Source organism: Streptomyces sp. NPDC031418, assembly GCF_055581605.1.
Window position 1 is genome coordinate 186,141 of record NZ_JBVIJC010000001.1, and the last position, 23,243, is coordinate 209,383.

Annotated in this window: 23 protein-coding genes; 17 read left to right on the forward strand and 6 right to left on the reverse strand. The window is 70.8% G+C overall.

Features of this window, described 5'->3' with window-relative positions; translation table 11 throughout:
• Nucleotides 1-84: 84 nt before the first annotated feature.
• From ACZ5CZ_RS00825 to ACZ5CZ_RS00855, 7 genes are all read left to right on the forward strand, one after another.
• Nucleotides 85-1,092 carry an ABC transporter permease gene (locus ACZ5CZ_RS00825; protein WP_385839835.1) on the forward strand — a complete coding sequence of 336 codons (1,008 nt, stop codon included), beginning with the start codon at nt 85-87 and terminating at the stop codon, nt 1,090-1,092.
• Nucleotides 1,093-1,162: 70 nt separating this feature from the next.
• Nucleotides 1,163-2,959 (forward strand): ABC transporter substrate-binding protein, encoded by a 1,797-nt coding sequence (locus ACZ5CZ_RS00830; RefSeq protein ID WP_385839834.1) that lies wholly within the window; start codon nt 1,163-1,165, stop codon nt 2,957-2,959.
• 109 nt (nt 2,960-3,068) lie between these two features.
• Nucleotides 3,069-4,067 (forward strand): ABC transporter permease, encoded by a 999-nt coding sequence (locus ACZ5CZ_RS00835; protein WP_468938025.1) that lies wholly within the window; start codon nt 3,069-3,071, stop codon nt 4,065-4,067.
• Entirely contained in the window at nt 4,064-5,167 is a 1,104-nt protein-coding gene (locus ACZ5CZ_RS00840) for an ABC transporter ATP-binding protein (protein WP_385839832.1), read from the forward strand. The genes ACZ5CZ_RS00835 and ACZ5CZ_RS00840 overlap by 4 nt, the downstream gene beginning before the upstream one ends.
• A 23-nt stretch (nt 5,168-5,190) precedes the next feature.
• On the forward strand, nt 5,191-6,648 hold the full coding sequence (locus ACZ5CZ_RS00845; RefSeq protein WP_468938028.1) for an ABC transporter ATP-binding protein: 1,458 nt from the start codon (nt 5,191-5,193) through the stop codon (nt 6,646-6,648).
• 97 nt (nt 6,649-6,745) lie between these two features.
• Nucleotides 6,746-8,137, forward strand: coding sequence for a M1 family metallopeptidase (locus tag ACZ5CZ_RS00850; RefSeq protein ID WP_468938030.1), 1,392 nt, complete (start codon nt 6,746-6,748; stop codon nt 8,135-8,137).
• 47 nt (nt 8,138-8,184) lie between these two features.
• Nucleotides 8,185-8,841 (forward strand): trimeric intracellular cation channel family protein, encoded by a 657-nt coding sequence (locus tag ACZ5CZ_RS00855; protein ID WP_385839829.1) that lies wholly within the window; start codon nt 8,185-8,187, stop codon nt 8,839-8,841.
• Here the strand turns inward: ACZ5CZ_RS00855 and ACZ5CZ_RS00860 are convergent.
• On the reverse strand, nt 8,750-10,051 hold the full coding sequence (locus ACZ5CZ_RS00860; protein ID WP_385839828.1) for an alpha/beta hydrolase: 1,302 nt from the start codon (nt 10,049-10,051) through the stop codon (nt 8,750-8,752). The genes ACZ5CZ_RS00855 and ACZ5CZ_RS00860 overlap by 92 nt on opposite strands.
• A gap of 152 nt (nt 10,052-10,203) precedes the next feature.
• Between ACZ5CZ_RS00860 and ACZ5CZ_RS00865 the strand changes: the two genes are divergently transcribed.
• The gene (locus ACZ5CZ_RS00865) at nt 10,204-11,064 is read left to right on the forward strand and encodes a thioesterase family protein (protein ID WP_468938034.1); all 861 of its coding nucleotides are present in this window, start codon (nt 10,204-10,206) and stop codon (nt 11,062-11,064) included.
• A 13-nt stretch (nt 11,065-11,077) separates the two neighbouring features.
• On the opposite strand, the gene ACZ5CZ_RS00870 is transcribed toward ACZ5CZ_RS00865, so the two are convergent.
• Nucleotides 11,078-11,680, reverse strand: coding sequence for a TIGR03086 family metal-binding protein (locus ACZ5CZ_RS00870; RefSeq protein ID WP_468938037.1), 603 nt, complete (start codon nt 11,678-11,680; stop codon nt 11,078-11,080).
• Between the two features lie 106 nt (nt 11,681-11,786).
• Between ACZ5CZ_RS00870 and ACZ5CZ_RS00875 the strand changes: the two genes are divergently transcribed.
• Complete coding sequence (locus ACZ5CZ_RS00875; protein ID WP_468938040.1) at nt 11,787-12,785, forward strand: helix-turn-helix transcriptional regulator; 999 nt, start codon at nt 11,787-11,789, stop codon at nt 12,783-12,785.
• Between the two features lie 24 nt (nt 12,786-12,809).
• Here the strand turns inward: ACZ5CZ_RS00875 and ACZ5CZ_RS00880 are convergent, their stop codons facing one another.
• Nucleotides 12,810-13,436: a TetR family transcriptional regulator gene (locus ACZ5CZ_RS00880; RefSeq protein ID WP_385839824.1), complete on the reverse strand. Its 627-nt coding sequence runs from the start codon at nt 13,434-13,436 to the stop codon at nt 12,810-12,812.
• A gap of 157 nt (nt 13,437-13,593) precedes the next feature.
• Here ACZ5CZ_RS00880 and ACZ5CZ_RS00885 point away from each other — a divergent pair, with 157 nt between their 5' ends.
• The 3 genes from ACZ5CZ_RS00885 to ACZ5CZ_RS00895 all read left to right on the forward strand — a co-directional run bounded on the left by ACZ5CZ_RS00885 (nt 13,594) and on the right by ACZ5CZ_RS00895 (nt 15,325).
• Nucleotides 13,594-13,761 carry a hypothetical protein gene (locus tag ACZ5CZ_RS00885; RefSeq protein WP_468938043.1) on the forward strand — a complete coding sequence of 56 codons (168 nt, stop codon included), beginning with the start codon at nt 13,594-13,596 and terminating at the stop codon, nt 13,759-13,761.
• 29 nt (nt 13,762-13,790) lie between these two features.
• Complete coding sequence (locus ACZ5CZ_RS00890; RefSeq protein ID WP_385839822.1) at nt 13,791-14,078, forward strand: DUF4190 domain-containing protein; 288 nt, start codon at nt 13,791-13,793, stop codon at nt 14,076-14,078.
• 77 nt (nt 14,079-14,155) lie between these two features.
• Nucleotides 14,156-15,325 (forward strand): cysteine desulfurase family protein, encoded by a 1,170-nt coding sequence (locus tag ACZ5CZ_RS00895; protein WP_468938045.1) that lies wholly within the window; start codon nt 14,156-14,158, stop codon nt 15,323-15,325.
• 51 nt (nt 15,326-15,376) lie between these two features.
• On the opposite strand, the gene ACZ5CZ_RS00900 is transcribed toward ACZ5CZ_RS00895, so the two are convergent.
• On the reverse strand, nt 15,377-16,027 hold the full coding sequence (locus ACZ5CZ_RS00900) for an N-acetylmuramoyl-L-alanine amidase (RefSeq protein ID WP_468938047.1): 651 nt from the start codon (nt 16,025-16,027) through the stop codon (nt 15,377-15,379).
• A 60-nt stretch (nt 16,028-16,087) separates the two neighbouring features.
• On the opposite strand from ACZ5CZ_RS00900, the gene mnmA reads away from it, so the two are divergent.
• Nucleotides 16,088-17,221: a tRNA 2-thiouridine(34) synthase MnmA gene (gene mnmA / locus ACZ5CZ_RS00905; protein ID WP_385839819.1), complete on the forward strand. Its 1,134-nt coding sequence runs from the start codon at nt 16,088-16,090 to the stop codon at nt 17,219-17,221.
• Nucleotides 17,222-17,282: 61 nt separating this feature from the next.
• On the opposite strand, the gene ACZ5CZ_RS00910 is transcribed toward mnmA, so the two are convergent.
• The gene (locus ACZ5CZ_RS00910) at nt 17,283-18,065 is read right to left on the reverse strand and encodes an alpha/beta fold hydrolase (protein ID WP_468938050.1); all 783 of its coding nucleotides are present in this window, start codon (nt 18,063-18,065) and stop codon (nt 17,283-17,285) included.
• 37 nt (nt 18,066-18,102) lie between these two features.
• Nucleotides 18,103-18,426 carry a DUF427 domain-containing protein gene (locus ACZ5CZ_RS00915; protein WP_385839817.1) on the reverse strand — a complete coding sequence of 108 codons (324 nt, stop codon included), beginning with the start codon at nt 18,424-18,426 and terminating at the stop codon, nt 18,103-18,105.
• 105 nt (nt 18,427-18,531) lie between these two features.
• On the opposite strand from ACZ5CZ_RS00915, the gene ACZ5CZ_RS00920 reads away from it, so the two are divergent.
• The 4 genes from ACZ5CZ_RS00920 (at nt 18,532) to ligA (ending at nt 23,059) form a co-directional block, all read left to right on the forward strand.
• On the forward strand, nt 18,532-19,071 hold the full coding sequence (locus ACZ5CZ_RS00920; RefSeq protein WP_385839816.1) for an LOG family protein: 540 nt from the start codon (nt 18,532-18,534) through the stop codon (nt 19,069-19,071).
• Nucleotides 19,072-19,078: 7 nt separating this feature from the next.
• Nucleotides 19,079-19,777 (forward strand): SDR family oxidoreductase, encoded by a 699-nt coding sequence (locus tag ACZ5CZ_RS00925; RefSeq protein WP_385839815.1) that lies wholly within the window; start codon nt 19,079-19,081, stop codon nt 19,775-19,777.
• A gap of 66 nt (nt 19,778-19,843) precedes the next feature.
• Entirely contained in the window at nt 19,844-20,848 is a 1,005-nt protein-coding gene (locus ACZ5CZ_RS00930) for a methionine synthase (RefSeq protein ID WP_468938054.1), read from the forward strand.
• Nucleotides 20,849-20,863: 15 nt separating this feature from the next.
• A complete protein-coding gene (gene ligA, locus ACZ5CZ_RS00935; RefSeq protein ID WP_385839813.1) occupies nt 20,864-23,059 on the forward strand; it encodes an NAD-dependent DNA ligase LigA in 2,196 nt (731 codons plus the stop codon).
• Nucleotides 23,060-23,243 lie beyond the last annotated feature (184 nt).

A 23,243-nucleotide genomic window follows, 5' to 3' on the forward strand; every position in this document is an offset into this window, starting at 1 on the left:
CCCCTGTGTACGACGGACTGATTGATGCCGCTACCAGCGGCAAGTGCGGGCCGGTTACCGCCGGTTGAGAGGGGTCCCAGCCTAATGACGGCACCATTGCACGAGCCGACCGCGGAAGCGGCCCCGGGTGCGGCCGAGGAAGCGGCGACGGCCGCCACCGACGCGAAGGCCGTTCAGGGCCGTTCCCTGGGGCGGATCGCCTGGGAACGCCTGAAGCGGGACAAACTCGCCCTGACGGGCGGCATCGTCGTGCTCGTCCTCATCGTGATCGCGCTGCTCGCGCCGGTCATCGCGAACCTGGTCGGGCAGGACCCGGACCTCTACCACGAGAGCCTGATCGACCCGCTGTTCAGCACGCCCAAGGGCTCGCTGGGCGGCATGAGCGGCGACCATCTGCTCGGTGTGGAGCCGGTCAACGGCCGTGACATCTTCGCCCGCATCCTCTACGGCGCCCGGATCTCGCTGCTGGTCGGCTTCCTGTCCGCGGTGGTCGCCATCATCCTCGGCACCCTGTTCGGCATTCTCGCCGGCTTCTTCGGCGGCTGGGTCGACTCGCTCATCAGCCGTGTGATGGACGGTCTGCTCGCCTTCCCCCAGCTGCTGTTCATCATCGCCCTGGTCTCCGTCATGCCCAACGAGATGCTGGGTCTCTCCGGCACCGGCGTGCGCGTGTTCGTGATGATCCTGGTCATCGGCTTCTTCGGCTGGCCGTACATCGGCCGCGTGGTCCGCGGCCAGACCCTCAGCCTGCGCGAACGCGAGTACGTGGAGGCGGCCCGCTCGCTCGGTGCCGGGCGGCTCTACATCCTCTTCAAGGAGCTGCTGCCCAACCTCGTCGCGCCCATCATCGTGTACACGACGATGATGATCCCCACCAACATCCTCACCGAGGCGGCACTCAGCTTCCTGGGCGTGGGCGTCAAGCCGCCCACCTCCTCCTGGGGGCAGATGCTCTCGAGCGCGATCGACTACTACGACTCGGACCCCATGTACATGGTGATCCCGGGCGTGGCGATCTTCATCACGGTGCTGGCCTTCAACCTGTTCGGCGACGGCGTGCGGGACGCGCTGGACCCGAAGGGTTCCCGCTGAGGTGCCAACCCCCAAGCGTCCCGTGAGCTCTTCCACGGGGTCTCTCATCAAATCCGGAGGATCCGAGATCGTGACTACCGAACGCACCTCAGGGCGGCGCAAGCAGGCCCTCGCCGCTGCCGCAGTGGTCGCCGGCCTGCTGACCACGGCGGCGTGCGGCGGAGGCGACAGCAGCGGCGACGGCGGCTCGAAGGACGGCGCTGCCGGCTTCAACGCGGCCGTCAACAAGGTCGCCCAGGCCAACCTCGTCAAGAAGGGCGGCACGCTCAAGTACGTCAGCACGCAGGACGCCGACTCGTGGGACACCACGCGCGGTTACTACGGCTTCATGTGGGACTTCTCCCGCTACTACAGCCGTCAGCTGCTGACCTACAAGACCGCGCCGGGCGCCGAGGGAGCCCAGCTCACCCCGGACCTCGCCACGGACATGGGCAAGGTCTCGGCCGACGGCAAGACCTACACCTTCACCCTGCGCGACGGCATCACGTGGGAGGACGGCAAGCCGATCACCTCCCAGGACGTCAAGTACGGCATCGAGCGCGTCTGGGCGCAGGACGTGCTGTCCGGCGGTCCGATCTACCTCCAGCAGATGCTGGACCCGAAGAACACCTACAAGGGCCCCTACAAGGACTCCACCAAGGACCACCTGGGCCTGAGCGCGATCCAGACGCCCGACGCCAAGACGATCGTCTTCCACCTGCCGAAGGCCAACTCGGACTTCCCGCAGGCACTGGCCATGACCACGGGCGCCCCGGTCCGCCAGGACAAGGACACCAAGTCCAAGTACGGCCTGCACCCGTTCTCCTCCGGCCCGTACAAGTTCCAGTCGTACACCCCGGGCAAGGGTCTCGTGCTGGTCCGCAACGACAAGTGGAACGCGTCCTCGGACCCGGTCCGCAAGGCGTACCCGGACAAGATCACGCTGGACATCTCCACCAACCAGACCAACTCCGACCAGCAGCTGATCAACGGCGACTACGACATCGACGCGTCGCAGACCAGCCTGGGCCCCCAGGGCCGCCAGATAGCCCTGAAGCAGAACAAGGGCAACCTGGACAACCCGGTCTCCGGCTTCATCCGCTACGCGGTCTTCCCGCAGAGCGTCAAGCCGTTCGACAACATCCACTGCCGCAAGGCCGTCATCTACGCCGCCGACCACGTGTCGCTCCAGACCGCCCGCGGTGGCCCGGTCGCCGGTGGTGACATCGGCACCAACATGCTCCCGCCGTCGGTCTCCGGTGGCGAGGGCCAGAAGTACGACCCGTACCAGATCGCGACGAAGAACAAGAACGGCAACGTCGCCCTGGCCAAGCAGGAGCTGAAGGCCTGCGGTCAGCCGAACGGCTTCTCGACCACCATCGCGGTCCGCAACAACAAGCAGCAGGAAGTCGCCACCTCCGAGTCCCTCCAGGCGGCGCTGAAGAAGGTCGGCATCAAGGCCGACATCTACCAGTACGACGGTTCGCAGTCCCCGGGCATCATCGGCAGCCCCTCGAACGTCGCGAAGAAGAAGCTCGGCATCATCATCATGGGCTGGGGTCCGGACTTCCCGACCGTCCAGGGCTACGGCATCCCGCTGTGGAGCAGCAAGTACATCCTGCAGAGCGGTAACAACAACTACGCCCTGATCAAGGACAAGACGATCGACGGCCTGTTCGACCAGTACAGCGCCACGCTGGACGCGTCGAAGAAGACCCAGATCTCCACGGAGATCAACCACAAGGTCATGGAGGGCGCGTACTACCTGCCCTTCACCTTCGAGCGGTTCCTCAACTTCCGCTCCTCCCGGGTCGGCAACGTGTACACGACGAACGCGTACAGCGGCTACTACGACTTCGTCAACATCGGTCTGAAGTCCACGAAGTAAAACCGGCACACCCGCCGTACGGCACGAAAGGCAGGTGAAGGCCGGCGCGGCGAGCCGCGGGCCCCACGGACGACCTCCGGGGCCCGCGGTTCGCGGCGGGCCGTAAGCTGTGCTCGCTTACCTCATCAGGCGGCTGTTCGCCGCCGCAGTGATGCTCGTGGTCATCGTCCTGGTGGTCTTCAGCATCTTCTTCCTCGTCCCCAAGTGGGCGGGCGTCGACATCGCCACGAGCTTCGTGGGCAAGCAGGCAGACCCGCACGCCGTGGCGGCGGTGCGCGAGAAGCTGGGTCTGGGCGACCCGGTGTACCTCCAGGTCTGGCACTTCTTCAAGGGCATCTTCGTGGGCCGCACCTACGCGGCCGGCGGCGATGTCACCCACTGCGCCGCGCCGTGCTTCGGCTACTCCTTCCGCAGTGAGCAGGCCGTCTGGCCGGTGCTGACCGACCGCTTCCCGGTGACCCTGGGTCTCGCGCTCGGTGCCGCGGTGCTCTGGCTGGTCTTCGGTGTCGCGGCGGGTGTGCTCTCCGCCATCAAGCGGGGCAGCATCTGGGACCGCGGTGCGATGCTCATCGCCCTCAGCGGTGTTTCCCTCCCCATCTACTTCACCGGTCTGCTCGCCTCGGCGATCTTCGTCTTCGGGCTGCACTGGTTCAGCGCCAAGTACGTCCCGCTCGGCGACGACCCGGGCGGCTGGTTCGCCAGCATGATCCTGCCCTGGACCACCCTCGCCTTCCTGTACGCGGCGATGTACGCCCGGATCACCCGGGCGACCATGATGGAGGTCCTCGGCGAGGACTACATCCGCACCGCCCGGGCCAAGGGCCTCAAGGAGCAGGTCGTCATCGGCAAGCACGCCATGCGCTCCACGATGACCCCGATCCTGACCATGCTCGGCATGGACCTCGGCGCCCTCATCGGCGGCGCGATCCTCACCGAGACCACGTTCAGCATCCCCGGCCTCGGCCAGGCCGTGCTGAGCGCCATCAAGAACCAGGACCTGCCCATCATCCTGGGTGTCACCCTGATCACCTCCCTCGCGGTGCTCATCGCCAACCTTCTGGTGGACGTCCTGTACGCCGTGATCGACCCCCGAGTGAGGCTCGCATGACCGAACTCAGCAAGACGGGCGCGGCCGTCGGCGAGCCCACGGAATCCTCGGCTCCGGACGCGCCGGCGTCGTTCCTCGAAGTGCGCGACCTGAAGGTGCACTTCCCGACCGACGACGGTCTGGTGAAGTCCGTCGACGGGCTCAGCTTCCAGCTGGAGAAGGGCAAGACCCTCGGCATCGTGGGCGAGTCCGGCTCCGGCAAGTCGGTGACCTCGCTCGGCATCATGGGCCTGCACACCGCCGGCCAGTACGGCAAGCGCAAGGCCCGGATCTCCGGCGAGATCTGGCTGAACGGCACCGAGCTGCTGTCCGCCGACCCCGACCGGGTGCGCCGGATGCGCGGCCGCGAGATGGCGATGATCTTCCAGGACCCGCTGTCCGCGCTGCACCCGTACTACACGATCGGCCAGCAGATCGTGGAGGCGTACCGGATCCACCACGACGTCGACAAGAAGACCGCCCGCCGGCGCGCGATCGAGATGCTCGACCGGGTCGGCATCCCGCAGCCGGACAAGCGGGTGGACAACTACCCGCACGAGTTCTCCGGCGGTATGCGCCAGCGCGCGATGATCGCCATGTCGCTGGTCAACAACCCCGAACTGCTCATCGCGGACGAGCCGACGACCGCCCTGGACGTGACCGTCCAGGCGCAGATCCTCGACCTGATCCGCGATCTCCAGAAGGAGTTCGGCTCCGCGGTCATCATCATCACCCACGACCTGGGCGTCGTCGCCGAACTGGCCGACGACATCCTGGTGATGTACGGCGGCCGCTGCGTCGAGCGCGGCCCGGCGGAGAAGGTGTTCTACGAGCCCCGCCACCCCTACACCTGGGGCCTGCTCGGCTCGATGCCGCGCCTCGACCGCGACCAGCAGGAGCGGCTGATCCCGGTCAAGGGCTCCCCGCCCTCGCTGATCAACGTCCCGTCCGGCTGCGCCTTCAACCCGCGCTGCCCGTACGCCGACATCCCGAAGGACAACGTGACCCGCACGGTCCGCCCCGAGCTGACCGAGGTCGGCAGCAAGCACTGGGCCGCCTGCCACATGTCGCAGGAGCAGCGGGAGCGGATCTGGACCGAAGAGATTGCGCCGAAGCTGTGAGTGAGAACGCCAAGGACGAGGCAGTGAGCATTCCTGCCCAGAGCGACGGTGCCGAGGCCGACTCCAGGGCCACGAAGACCTCCGGCACGGCCACCCTCACCAAGGACGCCGCCCCCGGCGAGATCCTGCTGAAGGTGACCGGGCTCCAGAAGCACTTCCCCATCAAGAAGGGGCTGTTGCAGCGGCAGGTCGGCGCGGTCCGCGCGGTGGACGGCATCGACTTCGAGGTCCGCGCCGGTGAGACCCTCGGTGTCGTGGGCGAGTCCGGCTGCGGCAAGTCGACCATGGGCCGGCTGATCACCCGGCTGCTGGAACCGACCGGCGGCAGCATCGAGTTCGAGGGCAAGGACATCACGCACCTCGGCGTCGGCGGCATGCGTCCGCTGCGCCGCGATGTGCAGATGATCTTCCAGGACCCGTACTCCTCGCTGAACCCGCGCCACACCATCGGCACGATCGTCAGCGCCCCCTTCCGGCTCCAGGGCGTCGAGCCCGAGGGCGGGATCAAGAAGGAGGTGCAGCGGCTGCTGTCGGTGGTCGGCCTCAACCCCGAGCACTACAACCGCTATCCGCACGAGTTCTCCGGCGGTCAGCGCCAGCGCATCGGCATCGCCCGCGCGCTCGCCCTGAAGCCGAAGCTGGTCGTCGCCGACGAGCCGGTCTCCGCGCTGGACGTGTCGGTCCAGGCCCAGGTCGTGAACCTCATGGACGACCTCCAGGAGGAACTGGGCCTGACCTACGTGATCATCGCGCACGACCTCTCGGTCGTCCGGCACGTCTCGGACCGGATCGCGGTGATGTACCTCGGCAAGATCGTCGAGCTGGCCGACCGCGACCTGCTGTACCGGGAGCCGATGCACCCGTACACCAAGGCGCTGATGTCGGCGGTGCCGATCCCGGACCCGAAGCGGAAGAACGCGAAGAGCGAGCGCATCCTGCTCAAGGGCGACGTGCCCTCGCCGATCTCGCCGCCGAGCGGCTGCCGCTTCCACACCCGGTGCTGGAAGGCGACGCAGATCTGCGCCACGGTCGAGCCGCCGCTCAAGGAGCTGCGGCCGGGCCAGCGGGTGGCCTGCCACCACCCGGAGAACTTCGAGGACCAGGCTCCGCAGGACACCGTCCTGCTCACCGCCGCGAAGGAGGCGGCGGAGCTGGTCGCCGACGAGGTCCTCGCGGAGTCGGCCCAGACCTCGGCGGCGGTGGCGGCGGAACTCGCCGAGGAAGCCGCGGAGAAGACCGCGGAGAAGACCGCGGAGAAGACCCCGGAAAAGGCCCCTGCGAAGCCGGCCGGGGAGACCACGGAGGAGCCGGCCGGGGAGACCGCGGCCGAACCCGCCGAGGAATCCGCGCAGGAGTCCACGGAAGCGTCGACGGAAGAGTCGACGGAAGAGTCCACGGACGAGCCCGCCGAGGAGTCCGCTGACGAGTCCGCCGCCGCTTCCGGCGGGGCCTCCGACTCCCAGGAGTCAACCGACAAGTAGCACATGACAGCTCGGCAAAGTCATGTACATGGCTGAACGGGAGAGTGCACAGTCGTCCGTGTCCGACCACTGATCGGCACGCTCGAAAGGGACGACCATGGCATTCTCCCGTTCGGCACGTTCCGGCCTCCTCGCCACCGCGGCGGCCTCCTTCCTGCTCATCGCCGCCGCCCCCGCCCCCACCCCGGGCGCCCCCGGCATCGGCGACGCCTACTTCCCCCGGCTCGGCAACGGCGGGTTCGACGCCCTCCACTACGACCTGGACCTCGCCTACGCCCCCGACACCGGCCGCCTGGACGGCCGTACCACCCTCACCGCGCGCGCCACCCAGGCGCTGTCCTCCTTCGACCTCGACCTCCAGCAGCTGGACATCGCCCGGGTCGAAGTGAACGGCAGGCAGGCCGAGTTCAGCCGGGACGGGGACGAGGTCACCGTCACCCCGCGCGGCGCGATCCCCGAGGGCCGCACCTTCAGCGTGACCGTCCGCTACGGCGGCGTACCGCAGCCGCTCAGCGGTCCCATCGTGTTCGGCTCCTCCTACGGCTGGATGAAGACGGCCGACGGCGTCTTCGTCGCCTGTGAGCCCAACGCCGCCTCCACCTGGTTCCCGTCCAGCGACCACCCCTCCGACAAGGCCACCTACGACATCCGGATCAAGGCGCCCAAGGGCCTGACCGCCGTCTCCAACGGCCGGCTGGTCTCGCGCCACGACCGGGGCGGGTCGACGTACACCCACTGGCGGGAGTCGCGGCCCATGGCGACCTATCTCGCCACCGCCACCATCGGGAAGTTCGACGTGCGCACCGGGCGGACCCCCGGCGGGATCCCGGTCTACGTCGCCATCGACCCGGTCCTGAAGAACAGCAACGACGTCGATGTGTACGCCGTCACCGCGGCCGCCACCGACTACTGGTCGCAGGTCTTCGGGCCGTACCCGTTCGAGGAGACCGGCGCGATCGTGGACGACATGCCCGAGGCCGGGTTCTCGCTGGAGGTGCAGAGCAAGCCCGCCTACTCGGCCGTCCGCAACGAGACGACCATCGTGCACGAGCTGGCCCACCAGTGGTTCGGCGACTCGGTGAGCGTGGCGCGCTGGCAGGACATCTGGCTCAACGAGGGCTTCGCCACCTACGCGCAGTGGCTGTGGGCCGAGCACAAGGGCACCCGCTCCGCCCACGACTCCTTCCGCGCCGCCTACGACTCCCGCCCCGCCGACGCCGCCTTCTGGCAGATCGAGGTGGCCGACCCGCAGCGCGACACCATGTTCTCCTCCGCCGTCTACCAGCGCGGCGCGATGACGCTCCAGATGCTGCGCGAGCGGATCGGCGACACCGCCTTCTTCAGGCTGCTGCCCGCCTGGACGAAGCTCCACCGGTACGGCAACGCGGACACCGCCGACTTCATCCGCCTCGCCGAGCGCGTCAGCGGGCAGCAGTTGGGCGACCTGTTCGACACCTGGCTGTTCAGCACAGGGAAGCCGGCCCTGTGAGCCTGGCTTTGTAAGGTTCACACCCTTCGACAGGTGAGAATGTCAGGGTGCTCCAGCAACTCTTCAGTCCCTCCGTCCAGCACACGCTCGATGTCATCGGCATCTTCGTGTTCGCGATCTCCGGCGCGCTGCTGGCGGTCCGGAAGAACTTCGACGTCTTCGGCATCGCCGTCCTCGCCGAGGTCACCGCGCTGGGCGGGGGACTCTTCCGCGACGTGGTGATCGGAGCCGTACCACCGGCCGCGTTCACGGACCTCGGGTACTTCCTGACCCCGCTGCTCGCCGCGCTCGTGGTCTTCTTCCTGCATCCGCACGTGGAGCGCATCCAGGCGGCGGTGCTGGTCTTCGACGCGGCCGGCCTCGGCCTGTTCTGTGTGAGCGGTACGACGAAGGCGTACAGCTACGGCCTCGGCCTGACCGCGTCGGCGACCCTGGGCCTCGCCACCGCCGTCGGCGGCGGTGTGCTGCGGGACGTGCTGGCCAACGAGGTGCCCTCGCTGCTGCGCTGGGACCGCGACCTGTACGCGGTCCCAGCCATGGTGGGCGCCACGATGGTGGCCCTGTGCATCCGCTACGACGCGCTGACCCCCCTCACCAGTGGGCTCGCGGTCGTCACCGCTTTTGTGCTGCGCCTGCTCGCGATGCGGTTCCACTGGCGAGCTCCGCGGGCGTGGAACCGCCGCTCGACGGTGACCGAGGAGTAGAGCCGGGGGCCGCGCCGCTCGGTCCGGCGGCCGTTCCGGTAAGAGAATTACCGGTTCCGGTAAGAGAGGTGTCCTTGCCCTTGGCGTGGTTCTGCCCCATCTGAAGGGTCAGCCAGCGGAAGATCGTGGGCACCTGGGGCCGCCACAGCGCCATGTTGTGCCCGCCCAGGCTGCGCGGCAGGAACACCACGTGCACGGTGGTGGGTGCCTTGGCGACGGACTCCAGCGCCACGCCCGCCTGGTAGCCGTCACCGGACTCGCCGGAGATGTACAGCGCGATCGGCGGCGGGGTGGGCGACTTCTTCAGGATCATGAAGGGGTTGTTCGCGGCGCGCAGGGCGGGGGTCTGCGCGGCGAGGGAGTTGCGCTCGCCGATCGGGTCGTTGTACCCGGACATGCTCACCGCGGCGCTGTACCGGTCCGGGTGCGCCACGGCCAGCTTGACCGCGCAGTGCGCGCCGGCCGAGTAGCCCGCGACCGCCCAGCCCCGCGGGGCCGGCAGCGCGCGGAAGTTGTCCATGACCATCTTCGGCACGTCGATGCTGAGCCAGCTGTCGGCGTTGACCTGGCCGGGGATGTTGGCGCAGCCGGTGTCCACGCCGGCCAGCAGGTTGGTGCGCGGGGCGACCATGATGAACGGCGCCACCTGGCCGCTCTGCATCAGCGGCAGCAGTTGCTCGTGCGCCCTCATGGAGCCGAACCAGGCCTTGGCGGACCCGGGGTAGCCCGGCAGCACCTCCACCACCGGGAACTTCTTGTGGGCGTAGGCCGGGTCGTTGTACTGCGGCGGCAGCCAGACGTAGACCTCGGCGTTGACGCCCGAGATCCGGCCCTTGAGCTGGGTGATGCGCACGCCGCCGGCCGCGTGCATGCCGGGCCCGTCGGCCTGGGTGAAGGTCTGCTTGACCTTGGGCAACCGTTTCACCGAAATGCCACCGGTGCCGTCGCGGCCGAGGTCGGCGGCCTGCTGCACATGGTTGCCGGTGCCGAGCAGGTCGGCCCAGTTGTCGTACAGGTTGTTCTGGTTGTTGACCAGGACGAAGACCAGTGTGACGGCCGTGCCCTGGGCGAACAGCAGCATCAGTACGCGGGCCGCGGTGCGCAGGGCCTTGGGCCCGCGGATCCGCGACCAGAGGAAAAGCGGCAGAACAAGGGCGACCACCGCCAGCACGATGGTCGTGTAGAGGAACGGAGTCCCGGTGAGGCTCATGTCCCCATAGAGGGAAATACGGAGCCCGGGGTTTCGGACGGCTCGGGAGACTTACCGGGAAATTGCCCGAACCTCACCTGAGGGGCGGAGCCGGCACCCTCCCGCGACCCAAAAAGCTACCGCTTAGTAGCTTTCTGTTGTACCGTTCACCCATGCCAGAAGCAGCTTCCGCGCCCGCCCTGACGGCCACGATCGGCGACAGCGAGTTCGACCGCGACACCGCGGTCACCCGCCGCGAGCCCGGCGTCTACGACATCGACCTCTCGGCCGGCTGGACCATCATCAACGCCGTCAACGGCGGCTATCTGCTGGCCGTGCTGGGCCGGGCCCTCGGAGACAGCCTTCCGCACCCGGACCCCTTCACCATCTCCGCGCACTACCTCACCGCCTCCCAGCCCGGTCCCGCGGTCGTCCGCACCCAGACCGTGCGCACCGGCCGCACCCTCTCCACCGGCCAGGCCTCCCTCTTCCAGTACGACGAGGAGGGCAACGAGGTGGAACGCATCCGTGTCCTGGCCTCCTACGGCGACCTCGCCGCCCTCCCCGCCGACGTCCGTACGACGGCCACCCCGCCGGCCATGCCGCCCCTGGACCAGTGCTTCGGTGCTGAGGACGGCCCGGCCCCGGTCGAGGGCAGCTCCGCCATCACCGACCGCCTGATGCTGAAGCTGGACCCGGCGACCCTCGGCTGGGCCCTCGGCGCCCCCTCCGGCAAGGGCGAGATGCGGGCCTGGTTCGGCCTGGCCGACGGCCGCGACGCCGACCCGCTCTCCCTGCTCCTCGCGGTGGACGCCCTGCCGCCCACCGCCTTCGAGCTGGGCCTGAAGGGCTGGGTGCCCACGGTGGAACTCACCGTCCACGTCCGCCACCGCCCGGCCCCCGGCCCGCTGCGGGTCTCCATCACCACCCGCAACCTCGCCGGCGGCTTCCTGGAGGAGGACGCCGAGGTCTGGGACGCCGAGGACCGCCTGGTCGCCCAGTCGCGTCAGCTGGCCCGGGTCCGGCTCGGCTGAGCGGCGGCCGCGCTCACGGACGGCGCAGCGGTTCACGGCCCATCCAGGCCGCGAGCTGCTCGTACACACCGGCCCCTTCGGCGGCCTCCTTGCGGTCGTCGAAGGGCACGTGCGCGTCCCGCGGGCGGGAGTCCGGCAGCGCCTGACGCGCCGCGGCCAGCGCGAACTCCGCCAGCTCAGGGTCCAGCTCCAGCGGATGCCCGAGCGCCTCCGAGAGGTCCCAGGTGTGGGTGACGATCTCCATCACATAACCGGACAGCGCCGCGTGCCCGGGCATCTCGCCCCAGGGCACCCGCACCGAGGACGTCATCCGCTCGTCGCTGTCCCAGGCCTTCAGCACCCGGGTGCGCACCTCGTCGTAGGCGGCCGGCCAGCCGTCGTCGGCGACGCCCTCGGCGACCGCCTCCACCGCCATCCCGTCGCCGCCCTCGCCGACGACCGCGATCCGCCGGGTGCCGCCGACGATGTGGCTCAGCAGGGCCCGTACGTCGAACTCGGTACACGGCGTGGGCCTGCCGAGGTCGTTCGCCCCCACCCTCTCGATGACTGCGGCCGCCTGCTCGGTGGCGCGGGCGTAGAAGGGGCGGGGGTCCGTGAATCCGGTGGTGGTGCTCATGCGATGTCTCTCCGTTCGGTACGTCGGTGAGCACAGCATCGCCGGATAACCTGACAGGGAACGTCAACATTTGCCGACGCCCCGACAACGGCGCGATTCTGACGGGGTGAAGTCCGACCGGCTGCTGTCGATCCTGCTGCTCCTCCAGACCCGGGGGCGCGTCCCCGCGCACGAACTCGCCGACCGGCTCGAGGTGTCCGTGCGCACCATCTACCGGGACATCGAGGCGCTGTCGGCGTCCGGCGTCCCGGTGTACGCCGAGCGCGGGCGGCACGGCGGCATCCAACTCCTCGCGGGCTACCGCACGGACGTCACCGGGCTCACCGCCGACGAGTCCCGGGCGCTGTTCATCCTGGCCGCGCAGGGCGCCCATGCCGCGCTCGGCCTGGACGCGGCCCTCGGCTCGGCCCTGCGCAAGGTGATGGCCGCGCTCCCGGCGCCGCACCGGCCCGCCGCCGAGGTCACCAGCCGGCGCATCCTGGTCGACGCCACCCGCTGGAAGAGCGGCCCGCAACCGGCGGTCGACCTTGCGGTGCTCCAGGACGCGGTGTTCTCCGACCGCCGGCTGAGGCTGCGCTACCGGCACAGCGGGGAGCGCGCCCTGCGGACGTACACCGTGGACCCGTACGGCCTGGTCGCCAAGGCCGGGGTCTGGTACCTGGTCGCCGACCGGCGCGGCCGGCCGCAGCTGTTCCGGGCCGAACGCGTGGGCTCCGCCCGGCTGCTGGACGAACCCGTGCGCCGCCGCCCCGGGGTGGAACTCGCCGACGCCTGGGAGGTGCTGCGCCGCCAGGTGGAGGAGCGGGAGGCCGGGATCGAGGTCACGGTCCGGGTGCGGCGCGAGCGGCTGGACATGTTCCGGCGGATGGCCGCCGCGCAGCTGACGAGTCCGCCGGACGGAGACCCGGACGGAGACGAGGAGGACGGCGAGGGCGCGTGGGTCGTCCTCCGGCTCGCCTACCCGAACCTGCGCGCGGTGCGCCAACTCCTGGGCTTCTCCGACGGGGTGCAGATCCTGGAACCGCCCGAGGCCAGTGCGGAGCTGCTCGCGGCGGTCCGTTCCGTCGCGGCCCTGTACCAGGAGCCGGAACGGCAGCCCGGCTGAAAACCGGCGCTCGCCGGGGGCCGCTCAGTCCAGCCAGTGGCTGCGCCCGATGCTGATGAGCCGCAGCTGCCGGGTGGCCAGCTGGGTCACCCGCTCCCGCTCCTCCTCCGGGGCCTCCAGCGCGTCCAGGAACAGGGAGGCGGTGATGAGCATCTGGTCGACGTAGAGATGGGCGAGCATCAGCAGGTCGTCGTCGTCCCAGCCGGCGGCCTGCGGGTCCTTGGCCAGCTCGGCCTTCACCTCCTCGGCGAACCGGCCGAGTTGGGCCTGGATGGCGGCGCGCACCGGCTGGACACCGCCGTGCCGCTCCCGGGCGACGAACCGGACGTGCGCCGGGTACGCCGCCACATGGCCCGCGATCAACTCGACCGCCCGGGTGATGCGTTCATCGCTGTCGCCGGTCGTGGACACCGTCGTCTGCACCATCGGGTGCAGGCTGCCCAGCGCCTCGTCGACCAGTGCCACGCCGAGGTCGGCGGTCGAGCGGAAGTGCCGGTAGAAGGCGGTCGGGGCGACACCGACGGCCCGGGTGACCTCGCGCAGTCCCAGACTGCTCAGGCTCTGGTCCTCCAGCAGCGCGAGCGCCGCGTCCAGGAAGGCCTGCCGGGTCTTCTGCTTCTGGGCCTGACGGATGCCGAGGGTGTGACTCATGTCATCCAGTTAACAACTGTTCTCTGGAATTGAAAAGCCGTGGGACGCGCTAGACTCGAAGTCAGTGAACAACTGTTACTACAACTGTTCACTCAAACTTCACACGAGGCCTCGACAAGGCCTTCACACGAGGCATCACGGAAGGGGATCCGATCCCATGCTGTTCCTCGTCGCCGCACTCATGCTGCTCGGCGTGGTGCTGGGCACCGTCGCCCACGCGCCGCTGGCCGTCACCGGCCTGCTGGCCGCCGTCATCGCCGTCTGGCTCGGCGTCTTCGCGCTGCGCGAGCGCCACGCCCGCCGTCGCGACCCCTCGGCCCACTGACCGCACCAGGCTTCAAGGAGCTGAGCACCATGCAACTCACCGCACCGGCCAAGACCCGCACCGCCACCTCCGCCGGCACCTCGCCCGCGCGGGACGCCGACGGCATGGCCGTCGCCTCCTTCATCCTCGGCCTGCTCGGCCTGCTGGTCCTCAACATCTTCCTGGGCCCGGTCGCGATCGTCCTGGCCGCCGTCGCCCTGTGGCGCCGCACCACCCGCCGCGGCCGCGCCTACCTGGGCCTGGCCCTGGGCGTCGCCGACCTCGCGGTGCTGGGGATCGCCATGCAGATGTCCCACACGGTGTCCTGGAGCCTGTGACCGGTTCCGGTCCCCGGCGGCCGCCGGCCGCCCTGCGGCCGAGGCCGAGCGCCGGGTCACCGTAGAATCGGCACACCATGGCTTACCTCGACCACGCCGCGACCACCCCCATGCTCCCGGAGGCGGCAGAGGCATTCGCCGCCCGGCTGGGCATCACGGGCAACGCCTCCTCTCTCCACGCAGCCGGCCGCACGGCCCGCCGCACGGTCGAGGAATCCCGCGAGACCCTCGCGGAAGCGCTGGGCGCCCGCCCCAGCGAGGTCGTCTTCACCTCGGGCGGCACCGAGGCCGACAACCTCGCCGTGAAGGGCCTGTACTGGTCCCGCCGCGACGCCGACCCGGCCCGCACCCGGGTCCTCGCCAGCCCCGTCGAGCACCACGCCGTCCTGGACGCCGTGCACTGGCTCGGCGAACACGAGGGCGCCACCGTCGAGTACCTCCCCGTCGACGCCCACGGCCGCGTCCACCCCGACGCGCTGCGCGAGGCCATCGCCCGCAACCCCGACGACGTGGCCCTGGCCACCGTGATGTGGGCGAACAACGAGATCGGCACCGTCATGCCGGTCCGGGAACTCGCCGACGTCGCCGCCGAGTTCGGCATCCCGCTGCACGCCGACGCGGTCCAGGCCTTCGGCCAGCTCCCGGTCGACTTCGCCGCCTCCGGGCTGGCCGCGATGACGGTCTCCGGGCACAAGATCGGCGGCCCCTACGGCATCGGCGCGCTCCTCCTCGGCCGCGAGTACACCCCGGTGCCCGTGCTGCACGGCGGCGGTCAGGAACGCCACGTCCGCTCCGGCACCCTCGACGTCCCGGCCATCGCCTCCTTCGCCGTCGCCGGCCGTCTCGCCACCGAGCAGCGCGCGTGGTTCGCCCGGGAGATCGGCGCCCTGCGCGACCAGTTGATCGACGCCGTGCGTGCCGCCGTACCGGACGCGATCCTCGGCGGCGACCCGGCGCCCGAGGGCCGCCTGCCCGCCAACGCGCACTTCACCTTCCCCGGCTGCGAGGGCGACTCCCTGCTGCTCCTGCTGGACGCCCAGGGCATCGAGTGCTCCACCGGCTCCGCCTGCACCGCGGGCGTCGCCCAGCCCAGCCACGTCCTGCTCGCCACCGGCACCGATCCGGACCTGGCGCGCGGCACCCTGCGCTTCTCCCTCGGCCACACCTCCACCCAGGCCGACGTCGACGCGGTCGCCCAGGCGATCGGCCCGGCGGTGGAACGCGCCCGCGCGGCGGGACTGACCTAGCTAGGGCCTGTCTTCCGGATCTTGCCGGCGACAGAAAGGCCCTAACGCCCCTCAGGGCGCGGCCCGGCGCACCAGGCGCAGGTAGCGGTCCCAGTCCCAGTGCGGGCCGGGGTCCGTGTGGTCCGTCCCCGGCACCTCGGCATGGCCGATGACATGGGTGCGGTCCACGGGTATGCCGTACCTCCGGCAGACCGCCGCCGTCAGCCGCGCCGAGGCCGCGTACAGGGCGTCGGTGAAGGAGGAGGCGTCCGCCACGAACCCCTCGTGCTCGATGCCGACACTGCGTTCGTTGTACGAGCGGTTCCCCGCGTGGTACGCCACGTCCAGCTCCCGCACCAGCTGGGTGACCAGCCCGTCCTTGCGCACGATGTAGTGCGCCGCGGCCCCGTGCGCCGGGTCCTGGAACACCTTCACCGCCGACGCGTACCCGCCCTGGGTGACATGGACGACGACCCGGTCCACCGGATAGTCGTCCGGGCGGTTCGCCCGCCGGTAGTTCGCCGGGGAGGCCGCCACCCAGCGCGCGCCCCGGAAGTCAACCGCACCCGGCACCCGGGGCTTCTCCACCCCGGGCAGCCGCCAGTACAGCCGCGTCAGCTCCCCGCGGGCCAGCGCGGCCGTGCCCGTGGCCGCCGCCACGCCCCCGACCAGCAGCGCCCGCCGCCCCAGCCGCCGGTCCCGGTCGTCCTTCGCCTCCCCCATGTGATCTCCAACGGATATCCGCCCGCCCCGGTTCCCGCGCCCCCGTACCCTGGAAGGGCTATGACTGACACCCCGCAGCGCCCCCGCCCCCTCCGCGTCCTCGCCGCCATGTCCGGCGGTGTCGACTCCGCCGTCGCCGCCGCGCGCGCCGCGGAAGCCGGCCATGACGTCACCGGCGTCCATCTCGCGCTCTCCGCGAACCCGCAGTCCTTCCGCACCGGCGCGCGGGGCTGCTGCACCATCGAGGACTCCCGGGACGCCCGCCGCGCGGCCGACGTCATCGGCATCCCCTTCTACGTCTGGGACCTCGCCGACCGCTTCCGCGAGGACGTGGTCGAGGACTTCGTCGCCGAGTACGAGGCGGGCCGCACCCCCAACCCGTGCCTGCGCTGCAACGAGAAGATCAAGTTCGCGGCGCTGCTCGACAAGGCGCTGGCCCTCGGCTTCGACGCGGTCTGCACCGGCCACTACGCCCAGGTGGTCGTGCGCGAGGACGGCACCCGGGAGCTGCACCGCGCCTCCGACATGGCCAAGGACCAGTCGTACGTGCTCGGCGTCCTGGACGACCGGCAGCTCGCCCACGCGATGTTCCCGCTCGGCGACACGGTCACCACCAAGGAGGAGATCCGCGCGGAGGCCGAGCGCCGCGGGCTGGCCGTCGCCAAGAAGCCCGACTCGCACGACATCTGCTTCATCGCCGACGGCGACACCCAGGGCTTCCTCGCCCAGCGGCTCGGCAAGGCCGAGGGCGACATCGTGGACGAGTCCGGCACCCGGCTGGGCACGCACGAGGGCGCGTACGGCTTCACCATCGGCCAGCGCAAGGGCCTGCGGATCGGCACCCCGGCCCCGGACGGCAAGCCGCGCTACGTCCTCGACATCTCCCCGGTGACCAACACGGTGACCGTCGGCCCGGCCGCCGCCCTCGACGTCACCGCCCTGACCGCGATCAAGCCCCGCTGGTGCGGCGCCGCGCCCACCGGCCCCGGCACCTACACCGCCCAGCTGCGCGCCCACGGCGGCGAGACCGAGGTGACCGCGGAGCCGGTCGACGGCGAACTGCGGGTCACCTTCACCGAACCGGTCCGCGGCGTCGCCCCCGGCCAGGCGATCGTCCTGTACGACGGCACGCGCGTGGTCGGCTCGGCGACGATCGCGACGACCACCCGCGCGACGGCCACCGCGTCCGCCTGAGCCCTCGGCGGACGGCGCCGTCGGCCGCCGGCGGGCGGAAGAACGGCTCCGCCCGGTGCGGTCACGCGCCGAGGAAGTCCGCCAGGACCGGGCCCAGCACATCCGGTTCCACCATGTGCGTCTGGCCCGGAAGTTCGCGGTACGTGCCTTCCTGCACCACTCCGGAGACCTCCCGGGACGCCTCGCGCATCCAGTCCGGGCTCGCGCCGCCCGCGACGCACAGCACGGGCACGGAGACCGTGGCGAGCCGTTCCCGGGGGAGCAGGCCGTCGCCCATGACCGTGTCGTCGTACGCGAGGCTCGGCGCGACGGCCTCCATGCCGGCCCACATCGGCGACTGCCGGGCGCCCCGGATCACCTCCTCGGCCAGGCCCGTCAGCCGCAGGAACAGCTCCACCGCGTCCCCGCGCCGGCCCTCCGACAGCGCCTTGGCCAGCTGCTCCTTGTAGGCGGCCTCCCGCTGGGCGCCGCCCTCCAGGAAGTCGGCGTAGGGCACCTCGTAGACCGCGGCCCGGGACACGGCCAGCCCGCTCGCCAGCGCCTCCAGAACCAGCGCGCCGCCCGAGGAGACCCCGAACAGCGCTGCCTCACCGCCCGCCGCGTCGAGCAGCGCCGCCAGGTCCTCGACCTCGCGCTCGACCGCGTACGGCGGGGTGTCACCGCTCTCCCCACGGCCCCGGCGGTCGTACACGACGGCCGTGCAACGGTCGGCGAGCCGCTGCGCCAGGGGCGCCAGGGTGCCGCCGGTGGACATCGCGCCGCTCACCAGGATCACCGTCGGCCCGCTGCCGGTCACGTGGTAGGCGAGGGACGTGCCGTCACGGGAAGTCGTCTTCTTGTCCATGCCCGAGGAGACTGCCGTACCGCGCCGGAGTCACCGGTCACGACACGTCGACGTCGTAGAAGCAGAGGTGGTCCTTGATGCGCGCCACGTCCGGCTTCGGATCGGGGTACGCCCAGACCAGGTCCGGCGCGTCCGGCAGCGACCAGTAGGACGCCGTGCCCTTGAACGGGCAGACGGTGCGCGTCCCCGAGGGGGTCAGCAGGTCGAGCCGTACGTCCTCGGCGGGGATGTAGTACCGCGGGGGACAGCCCGTCTCCCGCAGCACCAGCGCTCGGTCGGTCTCCGCGAGCACCAGGTCCCCGTGCACCACGCGCACGTGCCGCTCGCCCTGCTCGATGGTGATGGTGTGTCCTTCGGCCATGTCCTTAGCAGCACCGGCGGGCCCCGGACTCTTCCCGGGTGCGCACCCTCCTCCCGGGACCGGGACCGGGACCGGGGCCGGGGCCGGGGCCGTACGGTAGAGGCCATGAACATCTGCGTCTTCCTGTCCGCGGCCGACCTCGACGAGCGGTACACGCGCCCCGCGCGCGAGTTCGCGGAACTGATCGGCAAGGGCGGTCACACCCTGGTCTGGGGCGGCTCCGACGTCGGTCTGATGAAGGTGGTCGCCGACGGGGTGCACGAGGCGGGCGGACGGCTGCTGGGCGTCTCGGTGGAGTTCCTGGCGAACAAGGCGCGCCCCGGCACCGACGAGATGGTCATCGCCGCCGACCTCGCCGAACGGAAGAAGCTGCTGCTGGAGAAGGCCGACGCCGTGGTGATCATGGTGGGCGGCACCGGCACGCTGGACGAGGCCACCGAGATCCTGGAGCTGAAGAAGCACGGCCGCACCGAGAAGCCGGTCGTGCTGCTGAACACCGCGGGCTTCTACGACGGTCTCCAGCAGCAGTTCCGGCGCATGGAGGAGGAGGGCTTCCTGCCCCGCCCCCTGGCCGAGCTGGTCTTCTTCGCCGAGGAGCCGGTCGGGGCGCTGGCCTACCTGGAGGAGCAGCTCGGCACCCGTTGATGGGAGCATGGCGGGCATGGCTACTCATGTGATCACCGGAGCCGGTTCCGGCATCGGCGCGGCCGTCGCCCGCCGGCTGCACGCGCGCGGGGACGAACTCGTCCTGCACGCGCGCGACGCGGGCCGCGCGAAGGAGCTGGCCGCCGAGTTCCCCGGGGCCCGCACCCTGGTCGGCGACCTCGCCGACCCCGACAGGCTGTCCTGGGCGTTCTCCCACCAGAGCCTCCCGGACCGGGTCGACTCCCTGCTGCACATCGCGGGCGTCGTCGACCTGGGCGAGGTGGTCGATCTGACCCCCAAGTCCTGGCACCACCAGCTCAACGTCAACCTGATCGCGCCCGCCGAGCTGACCCGGCACTTCCTGCCCCAGCTCCGGGTCGCCCGCGGCCATGTGGTCTTCGTCAACTCCGGGGCCGGTCTCGCCGCGCACGCCGGCTGGTCCGCGTACGCCGCCTCCAAGCACGGTCTGAAGGCCCTCGCCGACTCGCTGCGCCAGGAGGAGCACGCGAACGGCGTCCGTGTCACCTCCGTCTACCCCGGTCGCACCGCGAGCCCGATGCAGGCCAAGGTCCACCAGCAGGAGGGCAAGGAGTACGACCCGGCGAAGTGGATCGACCCCGAGTCGGTCGCCACGACCATCCTCATGGCCCTGGACCTCCCCAAGGACGCGGAGGTCAACGACCTGACGGTACGCCCGGGCCGATGACCGCAGCCCCCGCGTCCGCGGCCCCCGCGATCCGGGCCCGGCCGGCGCAGGACATACCCTGCCGGGGTGAGTGAGAACAGCGAGTTCAGGTTTCCGGCGGCCACCGGAGTCGGCTCCATGCCCGGCGGCGACGCCCGGGAGGCGGCCAGGACCGTCACCGGAAGCCTCGAGGACTTCCCCCACCTGCCCGAGCTGCCCGCCCGCGGCCCGGGCGCCGACATGATCGGCCGTACCGCCGGTCTGCTGGTCGAGCTGTACGCGCGCGTGGAGCCCAGCGGCTGGCGGATCGGCGACCGCCCCGGCCGGGACACCCGGCGCGCACGCTCCTGGCTGGGCGAGGACCTGGACGCCCTGGAGGAGTTCACGCAAGGGTACGAGGGCGATCTCAAGGTGCAGGCCGTCGGCCCGTGGACCCTCGCCGCCGCGCTGGAGCTGAAGAACGGCGAGGCCGCCCTCTCCGACCCCGGCGCCTGCCGCGACCTCGCCGGCTCCCTCACCGAAGGGCTCCGGCTGCACCTCGCCGAGGTCCGCCGCCGCATCCCCGGCGCCCGGATCGTCCTCCAGCTCGACGAGCCCTCCCTCATCCCCGTCCTGCGCGGCCAGGTCCGTACCGCCAGCGGCTACCGCACCCACCGCGGCGTGGACCGCCAGGTCGTGGAGGCCACCCTGCGCGAGGTGGTCGCGGCCCACGACGGCCCCGTGATCGTGCACTCCTGCGCCCCCGACGTCCCCTTCGCCCTGCTGCGCCGGACCGGCGTGGCCGCCGTCTCCTTCGACCTCGCACTCCTCACCGAGCGTGACGACGACGCGATCGGCGAGGCCGTGGAGGGCGGCACCCGGCTGTTCGCCGGTGTCGTCCCGGGCACGGACGGCCCATTGTCAGACCCTGCCGGTAGCGTCATGGGTGTCAGGACGCTGTGGCGCAGGCTGGGGCTGCAACCGGGGCTGCTCGCGGAGGCGGTCACGGTCACCCCGGCGTGCGGTCTGGCGGGCGCTTCCCCCGCCTATGCGCGGCAGGTGCTCGCCCACTGCGTCCAGGCGGCGAGATCGCTCGCGGACAACCCAGAGTAACGGGAGGACAACACGGTGGCCGGCGACAAGCAGCAGGCGGAGACGGCAGTGCCCGCCGAGGCACGGGACAGGCACGCGCAGCTCGCTGAGCAGATCGAGGAGCACCGCTTCCGGTACTACGTGAAGGACGCCCCCGTCATCAGCGACGCGGAGTTCGACCAGCTCCTGAAGTCCCTGGAGGCCCTGGAGGCCACGTACCCGGAGCTGCGCACCCCGGACTCCCCGACCCAGAAGGTCGCGGGGTCGTACGCGACGGAGTTCACGGCGGTCGAGCACCGCCAGCGCATGCTGTCCCTGGACAACACCTTCAACGACGACGAGCTGGCCGCCTGGGCCGACCGCATCGCGCGGGAACTGGGCGAGCAGGAGTACCACTTCCTGTGCGAGCTGAAGGTCGACGGCCTCGCGGTCAACCTCACCTACGAGCACGGCCGCCTCACCCGCGCGGCCACCCGCGGCGACGGCCGCACCGGCGAGGACATCACGCCCAACGTGCGCACCATCGCCGAGATCCCGGACCGCCTGAGCGGCGAGGACGTCCCGGACCTGGTGGAGATCCGCGGCGAGGTCTACTTCCCGATGGAGAAGTTCCTCGAACTGAACGAGCGCCTGGTCGCCGCCGGTGACAAGCCGTTCGCCAACCCCCGTAACGCGGCGGCCGGTTCGCTGCGCCAGAAGGACCCGCGGGTCACCGCCACCCGCCCGCTGCACATGGTCGTCCACGGCATCGGCGCCCTGGAGGGCTTCACCGGCATGACCCGCCTCTCCGAGGCGTACCGCCTGCTGAAGACCTGGGGCCTGCCCACCTCCCCGCACAACCGCGTGGTCGACGGCCTCGACGGGGTGCGGGAGTTCATCGCGCAGTACGGCGAGAACCGCCACTCCGTGGAGCACGAGATCGACGGCGCGGTCATCAAGCTGGACGAGATCCGGCTCCAGGGCCGGCTCGGCTCCACCGCGCGGGCGCCGCGCTGGGCCATCGCCTACAAGTACGCGCCGGAAGAGGTCAACACCAAGCTCATCGACATCAAGGTGGGCGTCGGCCGCACCGGCCGTGTCACGCCGTACGCCCAGGTCGAGCCGGTCACGGTGGCCGGCAGCGAGGTGGAGTTCGCGACCCTGCACAACCAGGAGGTCGTCAAGGCCAAGGGTGTGCTCATCGGGGACACGGTCGTCATCCGCAAGGCCGGTGACGTCATCCCGGAGATCCTCGGCCCGGTGGTCGACCTCCGGGACGGCACCGAGCGGGAGTTCGTGATGCCGGGCGAGTGCCCCGAGTGCGGCACCCCGCTGCGGCCCATGAAGGAAGGCGACATCGACCTGCGCTGCCCGAACGCGCGCACCTGCCCGGCCCAGTTGCGGGAGCGGGTCTCCTACCTCGCCGGCCGCGAGTGCCTGGACATCGAGCACTTCGGCGCGGTGGCCGCCGCCGCGCTCACCCGCCCGCTGGAGCCGGCCGACCCGCCGCTGGTGGACGAGGGCGACCTGTTCGACCTGACGGTGGAGAAGCTGCTGCCCATCAAGGCCTATGTGCTGGACCCGGACAGCGGTCTGCCCAAGCGGGACCCCAAGACGGGCGAGGAGAAGGTCGTCACGGTCTTCGCCAACCAGAAGGGCGAGCCGAAGAAGAACACCCTCGCCCTGCTGGCGAACATCGAGGCGGCCAAGGAGCGCCCGCTGGCCCGCTTCCTCAACGGCCTGTCCATCCGCCATGTCGGACCGGTGGCCGCGCAGGCCCTCGCGCGCGAGTTCCGCTCGATCGACCGCATCGAGCAGGCCACCGAGGAGGAACTGGCGAGCACCGACGGCGTGGGGCCCATCATCGCCGCCGCGCTCAAGGAGTGGTTCGCCGAGGAGTGGCACCGCGAGATCGTCCGCAAGTGGAAGGCCGCCGGTGTCCCGCTGGAGGACGCCTCGACCGGCGAGGACGAGGGACCGCGCCCGCTGGAGGGGCTCACCGTCGTGGTCACCGGCACCCTGGAGCACCACACCCGGGACGGCGCCAAGGAGGCGTTGCAGACCCGGGGCGCGAAGGTGACCGGTTCCGTATCGAAGAAGACCTCGTTCGTCGTCGTAGGTGAGAACCCCGGATCGAAGTACGACAAGGCCATGCAGTTGAAGGTTCCCGTGCTGAACGAGGACGGTTTCGGCGTCCTCTTGGAGCAGGGCCCGGAAGCGGCGGCCGAAGTCGCGCTTCCGACCGGGGAGTAGCGGTTGAAGGCCACCCGATCGGTGCATATCAGTTGCATACGGGTGGCCCGGGCCTATTCGGGCAACCGTCGACGACCGGTGCCCGTGGAAGCCTTCCGCGGCCTACTGTTGGGATGTGCGCCTGCCGTGCCCGGCTGCGGTTGGGGCATCCCCGTGCCCTCCCAGGACGCGGGGAAGGTTTCTT

What these genes read in the sequence shown, in the direction of transcription:
- ACZ5CZ_RS00920 (WP_385839816.1), top strand. Translation starts at nt 18,532, where the DNA reads ATGAACATCTGCGTCTTCCTGTCCGCGGCCGACCTCGACGAGCGGTAC.
- ACZ5CZ_RS00900 (WP_468938047.1), bottom strand. Translation starts at nt 16,027, where the DNA reads ATGGGGGAGGCGAAGGACGACCGGGACCGGCGGCTGGGGCGGCGGGCG.
- ACZ5CZ_RS00890 (WP_385839822.1), top strand. Translation starts at nt 13,791, where the DNA reads ATGCAACTCACCGCACCGGCCAAGACCCGCACCGCCACCTCCGCCGGC.
- ACZ5CZ_RS00885 (WP_468938043.1), top strand. Translation starts at nt 13,594, where the DNA reads ATGCTGTTCCTCGTCGCCGCACTCATGCTGCTCGGCGTGGTGCTGGGC.
- ACZ5CZ_RS00850 (WP_468938030.1), top strand. Translation starts at nt 6,746, where the DNA reads ATGGCATTCTCCCGTTCGGCACGTTCCGGCCTCCTCGCCACCGCGGCG.
- ACZ5CZ_RS00895 (WP_468938045.1), top strand. Translation starts at nt 14,156, where the DNA reads ATGGCTTACCTCGACCACGCCGCGACCACCCCCATGCTCCCGGAGGCG.
- ACZ5CZ_RS00925 (WP_385839815.1), top strand. Translation starts at nt 19,079, where the DNA reads ATGGCGGGCATGGCTACTCATGTGATCACCGGAGCCGGTTCCGGCATC.
- ACZ5CZ_RS00870 (WP_468938037.1), bottom strand. Translation starts at nt 11,680, where the DNA reads ATGAGCACCACCACCGGATTCACGGACCCCCGCCCCTTCTACGCCCGC.
- mnmA (WP_385839819.1), top strand. Translation starts at nt 16,088, where the DNA reads ATGACTGACACCCCGCAGCGCCCCCGCCCCCTCCGCGTCCTCGCCGCC.
- ACZ5CZ_RS00915 (WP_385839817.1), bottom strand. Translation starts at nt 18,426, where the DNA reads ATGGCCGAAGGACACACCATCACCATCGAGCAGGGCGAGCGGCACGTG.
- ACZ5CZ_RS00825 (WP_385839835.1), top strand. Translation starts at nt 85, where the DNA reads ATGACGGCACCATTGCACGAGCCGACCGCGGAAGCGGCCCCGGGTGCG.
- ACZ5CZ_RS00840 (WP_385839832.1), top strand. Translation starts at nt 4,064, where the DNA reads ATGACCGAACTCAGCAAGACGGGCGCGGCCGTCGGCGAGCCCACGGAA.
- ACZ5CZ_RS00880 (WP_385839824.1), bottom strand. Translation starts at nt 13,436, where the DNA reads ATGAGTCACACCCTCGGCATCCGTCAGGCCCAGAAGCAGAAGACCCGG.
- ACZ5CZ_RS00860 (WP_385839828.1), bottom strand. Translation starts at nt 10,051, where the DNA reads ATGAGCCTCACCGGGACTCCGTTCCTCTACACGACCATCGTGCTGGCG.
- ACZ5CZ_RS00865 (WP_468938034.1), top strand. Translation starts at nt 10,204, where the DNA reads ATGCCAGAAGCAGCTTCCGCGCCCGCCCTGACGGCCACGATCGGCGAC.
- ACZ5CZ_RS00910 (WP_468938050.1), bottom strand. Translation starts at nt 18,065, where the DNA reads ATGGACAAGAAGACGACTTCCCGTGACGGCACGTCCCTCGCCTACCAC.